This window comes from Kitasatospora sp. NPDC059747, assembly GCF_042732955.1.
Taxonomy (GTDB): domain Bacteria; phylum Actinomycetota; class Actinomycetes; order Streptomycetales; family Streptomycetaceae; genus Kitasatospora.
This window is the reverse complement of sequence record NZ_JBHWGV010000019.1, coordinates 22,588-38,354: the sequence shown is the minus strand read 5'-3', so window position 1 is coordinate 38,354 and position 15,767 is coordinate 22,588. Positions and strand designations below refer to the sequence as shown.

Here is a 15,767-nt window from a genome sequence, read left to right as displayed (position 1 = left end):
CACCGCTGCGGACGTCGACGGGGGCTTCCGGTGAGCGGGAACGGGACCGGCCGCCCGAAGCCCCCCGGCGTGCAACTCCCCTGGATCGCCGAGGAACCGGTCCCGCCCCGGCCCACGGCCGCCGAGCGGCTTCGCACCGCCGTCGACGTCGTCGCCGCACGCCTGCCGCTGAACCTGCGCCGCCTCGGCGACCGTTCGCGCTGGGACGCGCGCCGGGCGGCGATGGCGGCATCGATGGCCACCGGCGTCGTCCTCCTGATCGCCGCCCCCTTCCTCAAGCCCGGCGCCACCGCCGGGGACCCGGCCGCGGCCGCCGCACCGACCGGCAGTTCGCCCTTCGGCACACACGGCCGGGCGCACCCGCCGACGTCCTCCCCCACGGATCCGGCCGCCTCGACGGACCCGGCGGCGTCGCCCAGCCCGTCCGCCACACCGGTGGAGAGCCCGTCGGCCACGCCGTCCACCACCGACACGCACCCGCCGTCGCCGACGGCCGTGCCCGCCCGGTCCAGCGCCGCCGCCACGCCGTCGGCCGCCGCAGCCGCGCCCGCCCCGGCGGCGCCCACCTCGGCGGCACCGCCCGCACCACCCGCGTCGCCCGTGCCACCCGCGCCGCAGCCCGCCGGCTTCCGGGCCGTCGCCGGGCCCGGCTGCTCCGGCCCGGGCGCGCGCTACCAGGAGGTCGGTGCGTTCCACCAGGGCACGGACGGCTGGGTGACCGTCAACAGTGGCGGCTACACCGGTGACTCCTGCAACGGCCAGTACGACGCGGTGCCGATGTCCGGCGACCGCGCGAAGGACGACAACAGCACGTACGCGCTGTGGACCTTCGACGTCGGCGCGAGCGCGGCCGGCTGCGCCGTCTCCGTGTACGTGCCGGACTCGACGTCGGTCCAGCAGGTCGGCGGTGCCCCCGCGTACTACACGGTGGCCGGCGCGTCCGGCGCCGACCTCGGCTCGTTCACCGTGGACCAGGTCGGCCGGCACGGCAGTTGGGTGGACGCGGGCACCTTCCGCCCCCAGGGCGGCCCGCTGGTCGTCCGCCTCCACAACCGCGGCCAGGACTGGACGGGCTCCGGCCAGCCCACCCACGCCCACCTCGCGGCGGCCGCGCTCCGGGTGACCTGCCAGGGCTGATGGTTTCGCAGTAGGGCACCGTCCTGCCGGCCGAGACCGCCCACAAGCCGGGGCTGCTCGCGGCGGTGTCGACACCCTTGCCGCAGCAGGCCCCGCGCATTCGCGGCGATCCGACACGATGACTCACACGTGGCAGTGCAGGCCGACCAGGAGGGTGTCGCCCGGGAGGTCGGCGAGGTAGCGGTCGATGTGCTGCTGACCGTCCGGCAGCTCGGGCCGGTGCGGACACTCATCCCGGTGGCGGCAGGCACCGTGCGCGACCGGTCCGCCGTCCTCGTACCACCAGCCGCCCAGCGAGAGCACGTTGCGTCGGGGCAGGGCCCAGGCCGCCCGCCCTTCGACGAACCGTTCCCGGGGTTTCTGTCCGACCTGGACGACCGGGTCGGGGAGGAAGAGGAAGTTCGAGGAGTACCGCGCGGTGGAGAGCCCGGCCCGGTGTTCTTCGTAGGCTCGCAGCAGGGGCTGGGACCAGTAGTCCGCCGCGGCCCGTTCGCGAGAGTAGGCGCAGCCCTCGGTTACATGGCGGCCGTAGTAGACGTCATAGGGCTGGGCGGCGGGCAACTCGGCCGCCGACCGGTGCCAGTGCAGCCAGACCGCGTCCGCCAGTTGCCGGGCCTCCTCGGTGGAGGCCCCGAAGTCCAGCAGCTCGCGCGGCCCTCCGGCGCACCAGCCCGCGTCGTTGACCGGCGACTCGACGTAGCCTCCCCAGCGGCTGGGACGAGGAGCGACCAGCCGAGGATCCGTCTCATGGCCCGGCAGCACGTTGAACGCGCGGCCGACGATCCGCCAGGAGTCCCAGATGCGGTTCTCCTCCCGGCCCGGGGCATCGAGGTAGAAGGGCTCCATCGCCTCGGCGACTGCCTCCTCGACCCGCTCGGCCGCCTCCGCTGGGAGACACAGGGTGATGCTCGTACCTGCCACCGCGGCATCAGACCACTTCGTGATCGGCGCCGGCAACCGGGATTCTCCGCTCGGGGGTGTGTGGTGGACGGCAGTTGGTGACGCGGCGGAGGCTCGGTTGTGGGTGACAGGTGAAAGCTGGAGCTGCTGGACGCCGGTGATCTGCTTTCGGAGAAGCGAGAGCACCTCAGCCCCTGCCCTGGGCGTCGCGGACCGCGCATGCAAGGATGTCGCCGTGCTGATCCGAAGGAGCAATGCCGCGTAGGCGGCCGAAGGGGCTACGCTCTTCGCGGTGGCAGCCCGGACGAGGTGCGCCGGTTCGCCGCATCCGCGGCGTGTCCGGGCTGACCCGTGCCGCCATCCGACGGTTGGAGCACGAGCGGCTGTGGACCGGCGCTGTGGCCGGTGCTCTCGCTGAATGCCGGCGGTATCTGAGCCAGTCCGGACGTGTCCTGCCAGAGCCCGAGACGGGCTGTGACGAGTGCAATCCGATACTCGCGCGCGACCTCCTGCAAGCGGTGCTGGTGTGGCTTCCCGTGGGCGCCAGAGTCGATCTCGGTCGACTGGTCGCACGTCTTGACGCCGAATTCGATCGCCGAACCGTGCTGCGCCCCGAGCTCTTGATGTCCGACAGCCCCTGGGGCGTGGAGGGCTCGTGGCGGAGCCGACTCCTCGATGGTTGAGCCCGAGTCGCGGGGCCCAGCGGGTGACCTGCATGCAGCTCGACCTTCGCAGGCTTCAACTTGGGTAATCGAGCCCCCGGAGCAGGGGGCGCCGAGCACGTCGAACGACCGGCTCAGTGGATGTGGGCGCCGCTCGGCTGGAGTTCCCTGTCGCGCGTCGCCTCCCGTTGTCGCCAGGCGCCGGGTGGTTCGCCGTGGTGGCGGCGGAAGGCGGCCGCGAAGGCGTAGGGCGAGCCGTAGCCGACGTTGCGGGCGATGCTCGCCAGGCCGAGTTCGCCCGTGCGCAGGTGGTCGCGCGCCAGGGCCATGCGCCAGTCGGTCAGGTACTGCATGGGGGTCTGGCCCAGCGCGTCGTGGAAGGTGCGGGCGAAGGCGGCCCGGGACAGGCCGCTGATCGCGGCGAGTTCGGGGACGGACCAGGGGTGGGCGGCGTCCTCGTGCATGGCCTGGAGGGCGGCGCTCACGCGGGGGTCGGCGGAGGCCCGGTACCAGCGGGGCGCGGTCGGGCTGCGGCGGAAGTCGCTGCGGATGGCGAGGACCAGGAGGACGTCGAGGAGCCGGTCGAGCACGGTGGCCTGCCCCGGTTCGGAGCCCGCCATTTCGTGGGAGAGCAGGGCGATCACGTCCCGCAGCGGATCGCCGACGGCCGCTTGCAGCGTCAGGACCTGGGGAAGTGCCTCCAGCAGCCCGTTGCCGATGTCGCCGGAGAACCGGTAGGCGCCGCAGAGGAACACGGTCGACCCGGGCGTGTCCGCCTCCCCGTCGTGGGCGTGCCGGGCCCGGAACTCGTCCGGTTCGAGGCAGTCGGTGCCGGGTTCGTGGCCGATGTAGTGGTCCGTGCCGCCGCGTACGAGCGTCACCTCGCCGGGCACGAGTTCCACCGCGCGCCCCGGGTCGTGGGCGTCGAACCACAGCCATCCCCGACCGCGGACGACGGTGTGCACGGACAGCTGGATCGTGCCGGCCAGCCGCAGCCCCCACGGGGGCTCGGCGACCGTCCGGGCGAAGACCGCGCCGCCGGCGCGTGCCCGCGCCAGGTGATCACGCAGTAGGTCCACCCGATCAGTATCGGCAGAGCGATCGCCGAGGGCAATGATCGGAGCGTTTGACGTAAAAGAACGAGCGATTCACGCATTGATCCGCTCACCGGCTCGCTCTCACGATGGATCCATGACTGGATCACCGCAGACCACGCTCGTTCTCGGCGGAACCGGCCGCACCGGCTCGCTCCTGGCGAAGCGGCTCGCCGAGCGGGGGCGGGACGCCCGCACCGCCGCCCGCCACGACGCCGACGTGCTGTTCGACTGGGACCGCCCGGCCACCCACGCCGACGCCCTGCGCGGCGTCGACAGCCTCTACCTCGTCACGCCCGTCATGCGGGCGACGTACGCCGACCAGGTCGCGGCCTTCCTCGACCTCGCCGAAGCCGCCGGCGTGCGTCACGTCACCTACCTGAGCACCTACGGCGCCGACGACGCCCCACCGCAGATCGACATCAAGGCCGTCGAAACCGACCTCGCCGGCCGCACGGGCGTCACCCACGCCATCCTGCGCCCCGCCTGGGTGATGCAGAACTTCACCGACGCCCATCTGCCCGTCGCCGACAGGGCGATCACGGTCCCCACCGGCAGCGGCACCGAGGCCTTCGTCGACGCGGCCGACATCGCCGCCGTCGCGGCCGAGACGCTGCTCGCCCCCGAGGTCCACGCCGGCGCCCGGTACGCGCCCACCGGACCGCAGGCCCTCACGGTCGGCGAAGTCGCCGACATCATCACCGCCGTGACCGGACAGCCCGTCACACACCACGACCTCGACCCCGAGGCCTGGATCGGCGGCGCCGTCGCCGCCGGAGTCGTCCCCGTCGACTACGCCGTGATGCTCCGCTGGCTGACCGACAGCATCATCGCCGGCAACGGGTCCACGCCCAACGAGGACGTCGAGCAGGTCACCGGCCGTAAGCCGACCTCCTTCCGGGAGTTCGCGCGGCGCAACGCCCGTGCCTGGGCCGCACGGACGGGTGCGTGACCATGTCCATCGACAACCTTGAGGACTTCGCGGCGCTGGACCCGTTCTTCCGGATCGTCCGCGAAGGCCTCGCGGGCCTGGTCGACGGCGATCACTTCTTCGACCTCCTGGCCGAGGACGTCGTCGTCGAGTACGTGGTCTCCGTCCCCGGCTACCCGCGGCGCGTCCAGGGCCGCCGGGCCGTCGCCGACCTGTACCGCGGCTACGGCGACGCGATGGTCCTGACCGGCGCGGACGAACTGGCCGTCCACCGGGACCCGGACGCCTCCGTGGTCGTCCTGGAGTATGCCGTGCACGGGCGCGCCGTGCGCACCGGGCGCCTTTACGACAACCACTTCGTCTCGGTGATCACCGTCAAGGACCGCCAGGTGACGCACTGGCGCGACTACCTCGACCCCGTCGCCGTCTTCCGTGCCCTCGGCTGGCCGGCCGATCCCCGCTGACGGGGTGAGCCGCAGGGGCGCACGAATGCTGCCGACCGTCCGGGTGTGCCGGTGCGGCCGACCGCTCGGGGCCGCGGGCTTCTACCGGGCCTGCTCGGCCTCCCTGCAGCGGCGCGTACCGATCATGCCGAAGCCTCCGCCGAGCACCAGCAGGGCTCCCGCGCCCTCGACGAGCATGCTCGTCGCGTCACCTCCGCCGGTGGACGCCAGGGGCTGGCCGTTGCGGGTGTCTCCCTCGGCTGTGGCCGCCGGGGCGGCGGCGATGGCTGTGGTGGCGACGGTCGTGGTGGTGGCGGCAGTGGTAGTACCGGTGGGAATCGACTGACCGCGCGTCGGATCTGCGGACGGCAGGGTGGTGCCCGTGGCGGGGGCGGTTGACGGGGCGCTCGGCGTGGCCGTCGTCGGCTGGGCGGTCGGGCCGACCGTCGGACCGGTCACCGGGCCCGCCTCCGGGGTGCAGTCCGGGGTGGGCGCTGCCGTCGGCGAGACGTGCTGCTTCGAGGGGGACGCGGCCGGGCTGGTGGGCCTGGACGTCCCGTGCTTCGGCTGGTCGGCCGTCGGGCTGCCGGACGGGTCGCCGTCGTCCGTCGGCTCGGCGGAGGCGGTCGCCGCGGCGCGCCGGGCCTCCTTCGTTCCCGCCTCGCCGCCGCCCTCCGTCGGTTTGGCCGTCTCTGCGCGGCGAGCCGTCAGGCGGGTCCCCGGCATCGGGCTCACACCGGGCACCGGCGACTCACCATCGTCCGCCAGCTCGGCGGAGGCGGTGAGCCCGGTCGAGGGCTTCGAGCCGGGGCAGTGCGAGCCGCCGCCGGTCGGCTCGGACGGCGCCGAATCGGCGTGGTAGCCGGCCACGATCTTCGTGAACTCGTACGGCTCCTGCTGGATCCCGCCGCAGACCGAGGCGGCGTCCTTGGTGAACGCGCCGGCGCAGGGCCGGTCCCGGTTGACGGCCCAGTAGGTGAAGCGGGCGAGGTGGTGGGAGGCGGCGAAGTCCCGCATGGCACGGAAGTCCGCCGGGCTGACGACCTCGTCCGGGCTGTCGGAGTGCCCGTTGATGGACGACAGGCCGGAGTGCCGCCACGCGGTGTCCTGGTCGTAGCCGTACGCGCGGACGAGGGTCTGCTGGAGCCCGGTGACAGCGGAGACGGTCGCGTCGACCATCGTGCCCGGGTGGTTGTCGAAGTCGAACGGCATCACCACCCAACCGTCCACCTGCACACCGGCCTTGGCGGCCCGCGCGATCAGGTCGGCGCCGGAGGCGTCGGGGCCGTTCAGCTCGGCACTGAAGGTGACGAAGACCCGCAGGCCGGGGTTCTTCGCCTTGACCGCGCCGAGCGCGTCCACCACCCGCTGGCGGGCGTCGGCGTGGCTCAGCTCGGTGTCCTCGATGTCGATGTCGATCGCCTTGAGCTGGTAGGCGTCGATCACCTTCTGGTAGGCGGCGGCGAGTTGGGCGGAGTCCGCGCACTTCTCGCCGAGCTTGGTGCCGTCCCAGCCGCCGAAGGAGGCCACGACGTCGCCGCCCGCCGCGCGGATCGCCCTGATCTTCGCCTCGTCCTGGCCGCCGTTCAGCGGGCGCTGCCCGTCCCACTTCGGATCGCAGCCCTCGCCGGCGAGCAGGAAGGCGAGGGTGAACTGCTTGAGCCCGGTCGCCTTCATCACGTCGACCGGGTCCTGGGCGTCACCCCACCCCAGGTACGCGTAGGCGGCGTTGAGGCCGATCGGATCGACGGTGGCGGCCGGAGCGCCGTTCTGCGCGACGATCAGGACGCCACCGGCCGCGATCGCGGTGGCGGCTGCGGCGATCCGACGACGACGGCTGAGCCGGTGCTTGGGCATGACGGGGGCGCTCCTGAACTGGGACGGAACCGGGGGACGGCCGCGAGGAATCCGACGCGAGGCGCACACCGCGGACGGCAACCGGCACCCGCCCCGGGTTCCGCCACCGCCCACGGGGAGGTCCTCGCCGAGGGATACGGCGCACCACCCCCGGCCGGTTCACCGCCGGCTCCCGCCGTCACGCCGAACGGTGGGAACCGCCACGACATCACGCAGTTCCCCCCACTACCGGCCGCGCTCCCCACATCCGCGGCGGTGGCGTCCCCTGGAGCGATGCAGCAGAGCGTCCCCAGGACGAACTGGTCAGGCTCGGCCGGCCTGCCGTTCGTGAACCTCGCCCGTCACCCCGCCGACGCCCGTCCGGTTGTGAGTTGACAGGTCAAGATCGGCGTACGTGATACCACCAGCAATAGCCCGCCGCGGCGTCGCCGCCCCTCCGGGATGCTCGGCCCATGCGGTCCGGGACGGCTTCTGGATCTGCCGCTGACGGTCCGACGATCAAGACCCCGCGCCGGCCGCTCCAGCGTTGTCTCCTCGCGGCAGCCAGGGTGGATCTGCGGCCGCCCGGTTTCGGCTCCGCGGCGACGTGCTGACGATCGATGACCGGGTCGTGCGGGTCCGGACACGGGTCGATCTGCCGGGGTGACCACATGCCAGGACGAAATTCGGGCTCCCGGAACAGATGCTGCCATGACCGTGCCGGGGTGTTCGCCGGAACGGCGGTCGTCGCAAGCGTCGTTGCGCTGAACCAGGGCGAGCGAGGGGCACCCTTTATGGCCACGGCGTTGGTCACATGCCGCGCTTCGGACCGTACCTCCGCGTGGGGCGGCTATCGGGTGAGATCGGGAGCAGTTCGAGCAACACCGGGCCGGGGCAGAAGGCGGAGCTGTTCGGGCCGACCATATCCTCGCCGGCCAGGTAGCGGTAGAGCCATTCGGCGAAGCCCATCCGGTACTTGTACCAGGATCCGTCGTGCTCCACCTCACAGATCCGCTGCCCTGTGCCATCGGGCAGTGGCGCCAGGATGACGTATTCGCCGCGGTCGGTGCCGGTGACGGGGATCAGGCCATCCTTCGTCCCGAGCCTGACCTCCTGCAGGCAGAGGGCGGCGCGGATGTTCTTTTCCGGTTCCAGCCAGTGCTCCCGGTCCCAGTCAAGGGTCGGCCCAGACTCGGGAGGTCTCGCGGATCTCCTTCCTGGGGTTCCAGCGCTCGGTGGCCGGGTACGAGAGGTACCGGTGCCCCTTGATCTGCATCGGCAGGTAGGCGTCGAGGACCTCCTTGTAGTCCTCGGGGAGGCCGGTGCCGATCTCCGCTTCCAGATCGGTCCAGGCCTGCGGGCTGGCCTATCGGTGCCGAGCAGGGTGGTCAGCCGCGGCACGGCATCGGCGGGATCGCCCTCGATGTCCCACAGGGCCTTCGCAGCTGCGAGGCGCAGGTCCGGGTCCTCTGCGCCGGCGAGCGGCCGGACCGTCTCCAGCGCAGGTGCGGCGACGCTGCCGATGGAGGCCAGTGTGTGGAGGGCCACGGCGGCGGTGCGCCACTGCTGCTGCTCGACGGCGGTGGTCAGGGCCGTGGTGAGCGTGGGTACGCCTGCCGGGTCGGCGAGCCGGTTGAGGGAGGCCATCAGCGCGGTGGCGGATCCCCAGGGCCAGGAGAATTCGGCGTCGGCAGGCGCCGGGTCAGCCTCGGCACCAACTCCCCGGCGGCCTGCGGCAGGTAGCTGGCGGCCCGCACGGCGAGCCAGTCGTCGGTGCCAGTGTCGAGCGCCGTCAGCAGGCCCGGGTAGGGCCCGCTCGTCGCCGAGGCCGGCCAGCGTCGTGACCGCCTGCTGGCGGGCCCGGCGCAGCAGCAGGTGCGGTGCAGCCCAGACGTCAGGGCCGTGGTAGTGCGGTGCGCTTCGACGAGCGCGACGAGCGCGACGAGCGCGACGAGCGCGACGAGCGCGACGAGCGCGACGAGCGCGACGAGCGCGACGAGCGCGACGAGGGGCTGCGCGTGCGGGTGCGGCGATGGCGGCGGAGAGCTTGCCGAGGGTTTCGGCCGCGGCGGCGGGGTGCCCACGGTCCGCCGGCCGGGCGTCGCCCTTCGGGCCCGGGCTTGGGCTCCGATACGGGGGCGGGCCGCTGGAGTAGGGCGGTCGCCGTCGGGACGAGGCCGGCGTCGATCGACTCCGGCGCGCAAGCGGCCCGGTGGTCCAGGGCGGCGAGCCGGACGTCGGCATCGAGCGCTTGGTCCGTGGCCAGGGAGGTGAGCCATGCCGATCACGGCGAGCAGCCGCTCGCGACCGCCAGCAGCACGGGCGACAGCGCGATCACCCGGTAGCCGTCATCGAGGAATATCCCCAGAGCCGGGATGACGGCCTGCCGTAACCGTGGATCCGGGTCCGCCGTGTATCGAACGAAGTCCTCGACGTGCTCGCGCGTCCGGGACACGACCTCCGCTTGGGGGGCGTCGACGCGTAGCCGGACGGACTGTCCAGTAGACGCCGTCGGGGTCGCAGCCCAACGCCGCGCCGCCGCGGGTGAGCGCACGTGCCACAACATCTGGCCTGTCGCTACTTAGGTTGGTTGGCTCGCCCGTTCGATAACCGGCCCGATCTGTTGTCCGAGCGGATCGTTGGCCAACGGCAGCGGGAGGTGCGGCCGCGAGCCATGGTGAAACCGGGCCAAGGAATTCCAAGGCCATGAAGTACACGTGGCGAGGCATCAGCAGACTGAAGCCTCGCCACGGCGGTACGGGCGGTTCTAGCTGGCGGAGTGGTCTCCGGACTCGACGTACGCCGTCAGGGCGTCCAGCACGGCTTGCGCGCTGGCAGCGGCCTGGCCGTCGAGGCCTGCGCCATGCTCCTTTTCCGTGCGCTCGCCACCGATATTCCCTACGACCCAGCTGATACAGCCCGGCCTTTCCCCCGTTTTATCCCGACAGAATCCCTCAATGACTTTTCGCAGTTCAGCAACGGGAAAGGTGCTGGCTGGATCCATGACAATAGGAGTGTGCGGATCTGAGAGTACATTCGGATCGACTGCCGGTGGCACGGGATTATCGGATACCCAGATAGAGTCATAGACTCCACCTTTCCTGGGATAATTCCGACTCGCGAGCCAGATGACCCCACCGAATCCAGTCGATGTGTTCACCGACACGACGAGTGCACTATCAGGGAATGATTCCTCGTCGGTGCGATTAAAATCCAGTGCGAACCAGGCATTGTCCCCATACTTCAGATCCGCCAACACCCTGCCGATAAGGCGATCCTCTTCCTGTCGAGTCTTCGGGTGGTGGCTCTCGCCGTCAACGTGGATGGTCAGGATCACTCCGCCGCCTTCTACAGTATCGCCAAGCCCTCGATGGGAATGCCAAGCATTTTACCACCTTCATTGACCCACACAGTGAGAGTCTGACCAACCGGGAGAATCTCCTGAACGGCCCTGAAGCAGTTTACGGTCCACGCCGGCGCGCCGTTGCCGCACATCCCCTTGAGATTGTTGATCACGACATGGATCCCAAGGTTTCCGGGATTCCCCCCCGTCTCTTGAATGGATTTCCGGATCATCCATGCGAGTATCGTCTCAACGTGCGTATGCACCATGCTGGGTATGCCGAATTTCCCAAGGAGAAATTTTTCGATTTCTTTCGTCATTTCCGGAAGGTTGCCGCTGACCATCTTGGGCCCGAAGAGCTCTCGGATGAAAATCCCGTCGCTGCCCATCCTGAAGGCCTGCCCCCACGTCTTCTGGTCGATTTTCGCATCCTTGACCCACGTGGGGAGTCGATCGAAGATGTCCTGAGGGGTGAAGCAGGGGGTCCAGTTGTGGACGAGGAGTGGGGTGTCGCCTGCAAGTACGTAGTACGTGTGCAGGTCGTGGACGGTGAGGTTGTAGGCGGGTTCGAGACCGGTCCAGTGCCGGATGGAGGCGACCTGGGCTGTGGCGCCGGTGTCGGTGCGCAGGCTGTCCCCGGGGCGGACCTCGGCGGCGTCGGTCCACTGGCCCGTGTTCTGGACCCAGTAGGGGTGGTGGTCGGTGGAGGTGACGGTGGACTTCGTGCCGTCGGTGGTGGCGACGGTGAGTTCGGTGAAGTTGGTGTCGTCGGGGGTGTAGATCGTGTCGTCGACGGTCCGCGGCCCGGTGGTTCCGGTTACGGGGTCGGTGGCGGTGACGGTGTCCCCGCTGTGTATCTGTTCGATGGGCTGGGTGGTCTTGTCGCCCATGAGGACGCGGGTGCCGGCAGGAAAGCTGTTGGGGAGGCCGGTGGGACGGGTGGGGCAGGACGGAGCGTCGTCAAGAAGCCGTCGGACTGCGGGCAGCTTGTCGACCTGGTTGCTGACCCACTTGCTGATGGCGCCGCTGGACTCCTGGAGCTTGGTGCCCCACTTGATGAGGTCTTCCCCGCCCTTGACGTACTTGGCCCCGGCGCGGAACAGGCGGGCGAAGGGGATGATGCTCAGGCAGGAGAGCCCGACGTCCTCGCCGCTGGCGTAGTCGGCGAAGTACTCGCCGCCGTACCAGGCGCAGTTGATCGCGGCGGCGGGCGTGCCGACGACCGGGAAGAAGCTCGCCAGGTCGAGGGCGCCGTGGCCGATCGAGGAGAACGTGTCGTACCAGCTCGACTCGCTCGGCTTGGTGGCGGCCCGGATGGTCGACTTCAGCCATTCCTCCTCCGCCTGCGCCAGTGTCATCTCGATGACCTGCTGCGTCAGCTGCTGCGCGATCGCCTCGTCCTGAGCCCTGCCGGCGATGACGCGGGACTTGTCGGCGCTCCAGCCCGCGTTCTCGGCGGACTGGCGGGCGGCGGTGACCGCGGCGTAGGCGGTGTCGGCGGAGGCGCGTGCGGCCGCGGCGCTGCCCTGGGCGTAGGCGGCCGAGCTCTGGGCGGATGCCGCTGCCTGGCCGGCCCGGGCCTGGGCGGCGCGGGCGGTGCTCGCGTACTCGGCGGCCTTGCCCGCGAACGCGTTCGCGCGGTCGGCTGCGGCCTTGCCCTGCTGGGCGTAGCCGGCGGCCTGGGAGGCGGCGGCGTTGGCCTGGGCGGCGGCGTTGTTGGCGTCGTTGGCGGCGCCCGCGGCGATGGCGGCGGCCTGGGCTGCCTGGGCGGCGTTCTGCTGGGCGAGGGAGGCGACCTGCTGGGCGCCGTTGATGGCGTTGTCGATGGAGGCGGTGTGGGCCGCGGTGAGCTGGTCCTGCTGCTGGGCCTGGTACTGGCCGGTGGTCAGGAAGTCGGCGAGGACGGGGTAGGGGCCTTCGAGGGCGACCTGGGCGCCGATCTTGACCTCGTCGCCGCCGGTCTCGATCAGCTGTGAGGCGGTGACGCGGTCGTCGCTGGCCTTGGCCGTGTACTGGTCACGGTTGAGGAAGGTCAGGAGGGAGTCGGGGGTGTTGGTCTCCAGGGCGGCCTTCGCGGCCACCTGGACGCGGGGGCCGCCGGTCTCTATGAGCTGGGAAACCTTGATGCGGTAGTCGCTGAGGGCGGCGGTGTAGCGGCCGGTCTGCAGGAAGGCGTGGACCTGGGTGCCGTCGCCGGCAAGGGCGGCGGTGGCGGCGGTGCGGACCACGTCGTACTGGCTGCTGTTGGCCACGCTGAGGACAGTGGCGCGTTCGTCCTGCTCGCTGGAGGCCTTCCAGCCGGTGCGGACGTAGTCGCCGACGGCCTCGTCACTGCCCGTCAGCGCGTACTCGGCTGCGGCCTTGGCCCAGGGGCCGCGGACCTTGAGGGCGGCGAGCGCCATCTTGCGGCCGGCGGCCGCGAGTTTGGCGGGGTCGGTGCCGGGCTGCGCCGCCTGGGCGGCGAGCTGGACGGACTCCTGGTCCAGGCGCAGGGCCTGGGTCTTGGCGTCGTCCGCCTCGCGCTGGCTGGCGTCGTAGGCGGCCTTCATGTTCTGGGCCTGGACGATGCCGTTGGCCTTGCGGGAGTTGCGTTCCTCGGCCTCGGCGGCCTGGGCCTGCTGGTGGACCTGGCGGGCCTTGTCCACGGCGGCGCCGGCGTCGGCGGCGGCCTGGCGGGCGCTTTCGGCGTGGGCGGCGGACTGCTGGGCGGCGTTGGTGGCGTTGCCCGCGTTGGCGGAGGCGTTGCGGGCGGAGGCGGCGGCCTTGGTGGCGCGGTCGGCAGCCGAGGCGGCGGCGTCTCGGGCCTCCGCGGCGTACTGCCCGGCGGCCCTGGCGAGCGCGGCGGCGGCCTTGGCCGAGCGGGAGGCCTCGCCGGAGTTGCGGCGTGCCTGGGCGGCGGCCTGACGGGCCTTCGCGGAGGACGCTCCGGCCTGGTCGGCGTAGCCGCCGGCCAGGTCGGCATTGTCGGCGGTCGCGTCGACATCGAGGGTGGCGGCGTTGGCCCGGTCCACGGCGATCGCGGTGTCGAAGGCCGCACTGGAGGCCTTGTCCGCGGCCTTGACCATGTAGCCGGTCAGCACGGCGGCCTGCGCGGCGGAGGCGGCGGCATCCTCGTCGACCTTGCCCTGCGCCGCGGCGGCGAGCGCGCGGGTGGTGGCCTGGGCCGCTCCGGCTGCCGCGGCGGCGGCACGGGCAGCGGCGGTGGAGGCGACGGCGGCGGCCCGCACCGCGGCCTGAGCGGCCGCGATCGAGGCACGGGCGGCGTCCGAGGCGCGCAGGGTGGCCTCGGCGGCACGGTTGGCCGCCGCGGTGGCGCGCTGGGCGTCGTTCTTCGCCGCGAGGGTTTCGGCGGTGGCGTCGGCGGTGGCCTGCTTGGCGAGCCGGGCCGCCTCGACGGCCCGGTCGGAGGCCTCCTTGGCGGCGTCCTTCCTGCGCGCGGCCTCGTCGCCGGCCGTCTGGGCCTGCTGGACGAGCTGGTCGATGCTCGCGTGTTCCTGGTCGCGGGCGGCGGCGATGTTCTGGCCGGTCTCCAGGAAGGCGCGAATCTCCTCCGCGCTGCCTTCCAGGGCGATCCGGGCGGCCTGCTTGGTCGCGTCCCCGCCGCTCTCGGCGAGCTGGGAGACCTTGATGCGGTCGTCGCTGTCGCCCAGCGAGTAGCGGGTCTGGTCGAGGAAGGTCTGGACGTCGGCGATGGGCTTGTCCAGGACTGCCAGGGCCTCGGCCCGCGTGTGGGGGCCACCGCTCTCGGCGATCTGGGACACCATGACGCGCTGGTCCTGCTCCAGCGGCGTCTTCCAGCCGGTGGTGACGAACGCGGCGACCTGCTGGTCGGTACCGGCGAGCGCGGCCTCGGCGGCCGCCCGCAGCCGGGGGCCGCCGACGGTGACCATCTGCAGGGCGGCGGCGCGGTTGTCCTTGGCCTCCGCCTTGGCGAGTTCGCCGTCCTGGGGGTTCTGCGGGGTGCCGAGGAAGAGGCGGACCTGGTCGCCGGTCCCGGTCAGGGCGATCTCGGCGGCGGCCTTGACGCTCGCTCCGCCGTCCTTCCAGGCCTGCAGGACCCGGCCGCGGTCGGTGAGCTGAGGGGTCGGCGGCGCGGGTGGTGTCTCGTCCGCCGACACCGGGGAGGCGGAGAGCAGGGATGCCAGCAGCGTTATCGGCAGCACGGTGCGGCACAACAGCCTGAGTCCGGTCCTCCTTCCCCGGAAGCCGGAGTTCCTCAACGAGCCCATGGAATACCTCACTTCATATTGATTGACATTGATTTCGGGCAGCACGAATCAGGCCTTGCGAAAGGGATCACAACAAGGCCCGTGGGGCTGGCGCGAGTGCGGCTGACCAGCCGGTTCTTCTCTCGAAGCCCCCCTGAAGTGCACTCAAACATTCATGTCGACTTAGTTGGTGAGCCTACATTAGAATCCGCAACCGACAGTGAATCAAGCCCCCGTAAAAGAACGGCAAATGTCCAAGTTTGGGCGGCCTTCCGGGGGGTGCTTGCCCTTCGCACCGCTTACCTGAAAAGGCGTCATGAAAAACCACGCACGCATACGCGGCCTCGCGGCCGCGTCGACCGCTCTCGTCCTGGCCACCGTCGCCGGCTGGACCACCGCAGGTGCCGCCACCGGCGACACCGCGCCCCCGGCCCCCGCCGACCTCCCCAAGACCTCGGCCGAGACGTTCGCCTACCCGAACGCCGACCAGATCCTCGCGCTGCGCGGCATCACCGTGACCCGCGGCGACGGCGGCATCACCGTCACCGACTGTGGCAAGGCCGGCAGCTTCCAGATCAAGGTCAACGCCGTCGCCAAGCCGGCGAACAACGACGACATGATCTGCTTCGCCGCCCCCGGCGCCTCCGGCTACCTGGCCCTGACCATCCCCGAGGCCTACCGCATCACCACCTACGGCCGCTCCGTCCAGGCGAGCCTGTCCACCGACCAGAAGCCGGCCGAGACGGTCAGCGTCGCCGCCGACACCACCAAGGGCATCGGCGAGTCCATCGACCCCAAGACCCGGGCCGTCCTGCTCGAACTGCGCGTCACCGGCTCCAGCGCCACACCGCCCGCGCCTCAGCCCACCGACCCGTCACTCGCCTACACCGCCAAGATCAACATCGGTAACGGCAAGCGCGCCTGCAGCGCCACCCTCGTCGACCGCAGCTGGCTGCTCACCGCCGCCAGCTGCTTCACCGACACCCCCGACGACCTGACCACCGTCACCGCTGGCGCCCCCAAGGACAAGACCACCGCCACCATCGGGCGCACCGACCTGACCAACACCGGCACCGGCGCGGTCGTCGACGTCGTCGAGCTGGCGCCGCGCGCCGACCGCGACCTGGTCATGGCCCGCCTGGGCGCGCCGGGGGGGGGGGGCACCCCCCGCGCGCGCGCCACCGCCCGGGGGGCGCGCGCGGGGGGGCGCGGG

The 15,767-nt window shown here is 71.6% G+C and carries 13 protein-coding genes (1 of these 13 running past the window's edge); 5 read left to right on the top strand and 8 right to left on the bottom strand.

Going from position 1 to position 15,767, the window contains the following annotated elements; genetic code table 11:
* Positions 1 to 69 precede the first annotated feature (69 nt).
* The gene (locus tag ACFV4G_RS11135) at positions 70 to 1,137 is read left to right on the top strand and encodes a hypothetical protein (protein ID WP_380438847.1); all 1,068 of its coding nucleotides are present in this window, start codon (positions 70 to 72) and stop codon (positions 1,135 to 1,137) included.
* A gap of 123 nt (positions 1,138 to 1,260) precedes the next feature.
* On the opposite strand, the gene ACFV4G_RS11130 is transcribed toward ACFV4G_RS11135, so the two are convergent.
* Complete coding sequence (locus tag ACFV4G_RS11130) at positions 1,261 to 2,058, bottom strand: hypothetical protein (RefSeq protein WP_380438845.1); 798 nt, start codon at positions 2,056 to 2,058, stop codon at positions 1,261 to 1,263.
* 314 nt (positions 2,059 to 2,372) lie between these two features.
* On the opposite strand from ACFV4G_RS11130, the gene ACFV4G_RS11125 reads away from it, so the two are divergent.
* On the top strand, positions 2,373 to 2,720 hold the full coding sequence (locus tag ACFV4G_RS11125) for a hypothetical protein (RefSeq protein WP_380438843.1): 348 nt from the start codon (positions 2,373 to 2,375) through the stop codon (positions 2,718 to 2,720).
* 113 nt (positions 2,721 to 2,833) lie between these two features.
* Here ACFV4G_RS11125 and ACFV4G_RS11120 read toward each other — a convergent pair whose 3' ends face one another.
* Positions 2,834 to 3,778: a cupin domain-containing protein gene (locus ACFV4G_RS11120; RefSeq protein ID WP_380438841.1), complete on the bottom strand. Its 945-nt coding sequence runs from the start codon at positions 3,776 to 3,778 to the stop codon at positions 2,834 to 2,836.
* 112 nt (positions 3,779 to 3,890) lie between these two features.
* On the opposite strand from ACFV4G_RS11120, the gene ACFV4G_RS11115 reads away from it, so the two are divergent.
* Both ACFV4G_RS11115 and ACFV4G_RS11110 read left to right on the top strand, forming a co-directional pair.
* Positions 3,891 to 4,745, top strand: coding sequence for an NmrA family NAD(P)-binding protein (locus tag ACFV4G_RS11115; RefSeq protein WP_380438839.1), 855 nt, complete (start codon positions 3,891 to 3,893; stop codon positions 4,743 to 4,745).
* A 2-nt stretch (positions 4,746 to 4,747) separates the two neighbouring features.
* Entirely contained in the window at positions 4,748 to 5,188 is a 441-nt protein-coding gene (locus ACFV4G_RS11110) for a nuclear transport factor 2 family protein (protein ID WP_380438837.1), read from the top strand.
* 81 nt (positions 5,189 to 5,269) lie between these two features.
* On the opposite strand, the gene ACFV4G_RS11105 is transcribed toward ACFV4G_RS11110, so the two are convergent.
* The 6 genes from ACFV4G_RS11105 to ACFV4G_RS11080 all read right to left on the bottom strand — a co-directional run bounded on the left by ACFV4G_RS11105 (position 5,270) and on the right by ACFV4G_RS11080 (position 14,509).
* Positions 5,270 to 7,024 (bottom strand): hypothetical protein, encoded by a 1,755-nt coding sequence (locus ACFV4G_RS11105; RefSeq protein ID WP_380438835.1) that lies wholly within the window; start codon positions 7,022 to 7,024, stop codon positions 5,270 to 5,272.
* Positions 7,025 to 7,813: 789 nt separating this feature from the next.
* A complete protein-coding gene (locus ACFV4G_RS11100) occupies positions 7,814 to 8,650 on the bottom strand; it encodes a HEAT repeat domain-containing protein (RefSeq protein WP_380438833.1) in 837 nt (278 codons plus the stop codon).
* A complete protein-coding gene (locus ACFV4G_RS11095) occupies positions 8,650 to 9,087 on the bottom strand; it encodes a hypothetical protein (protein WP_380438831.1) in 438 nt (145 codons plus the stop codon). The genes ACFV4G_RS11100 and ACFV4G_RS11095 overlap by 1 nt, the downstream gene beginning before the upstream one ends.
* Positions 9,088 to 9,287: 200 nt before the next feature.
* Entirely contained in the window at positions 9,288 to 9,458 is a 171-nt protein-coding gene (locus ACFV4G_RS11090) for a hypothetical protein (protein WP_380438829.1), read from the bottom strand.
* Positions 9,459 to 9,770: 312 nt separating this feature from the next.
* Complete coding sequence (locus ACFV4G_RS11085) at positions 9,771 to 10,340, bottom strand: Imm1 family immunity protein (RefSeq protein ID WP_380438827.1); 570 nt, start codon at positions 10,338 to 10,340, stop codon at positions 9,771 to 9,773.
* Between the two features lie 11 nt (positions 10,341 to 10,351).
* Entirely contained in the window at positions 10,352 to 14,509 is a 4,158-nt protein-coding gene (locus ACFV4G_RS11080; protein ID WP_380438825.1) for a polymorphic toxin-type HINT domain-containing protein, read from the bottom strand.
* A gap of 361 nt (positions 14,510 to 14,870) precedes the next feature.
* Here ACFV4G_RS11080 and ACFV4G_RS11075 point away from each other — a divergent pair, with 361 nt between their 5' ends.
* Positions 14,871 to 15,767: the 5' portion of a trypsin-like serine protease gene (locus ACFV4G_RS11075; protein ID WP_380438823.1), read on the top strand. It continues 1,518 nt past the right edge of the window; the window shows 897 of its 2,415 coding nt (coding positions 1–897); it begins with the start codon at positions 14,871 to 14,873; its stop codon lies beyond the right edge, outside the window.

What these genes read in the sequence shown, in the direction of transcription:
- ACFV4G_RS11115 (WP_380438839.1), top strand. Translation starts at nt 3,891, where the DNA reads ATGACTGGATCACCGCAGACCACGCTCGTTCTCGGCGGAACCGGCCGC.
- ACFV4G_RS11105 (WP_380438835.1), bottom strand. Translation starts at nt 7,024, where the DNA reads ATGCCCAAGCACCGGCTCAGCCGTCGTCGTCGGATCGCCGCAGCCGCC.
- ACFV4G_RS11110 (WP_380438837.1), top strand. Translation starts at nt 4,748, where the DNA reads ATGTCCATCGACAACCTTGAGGACTTCGCGGCGCTGGACCCGTTCTTC.
- ACFV4G_RS11100 (WP_380438833.1), bottom strand. Translation starts at nt 8,650, where the DNA reads ATGGCCTCCCTCAACCGGCTCGCCGACCCGGCAGGCGTACCCACGCTC.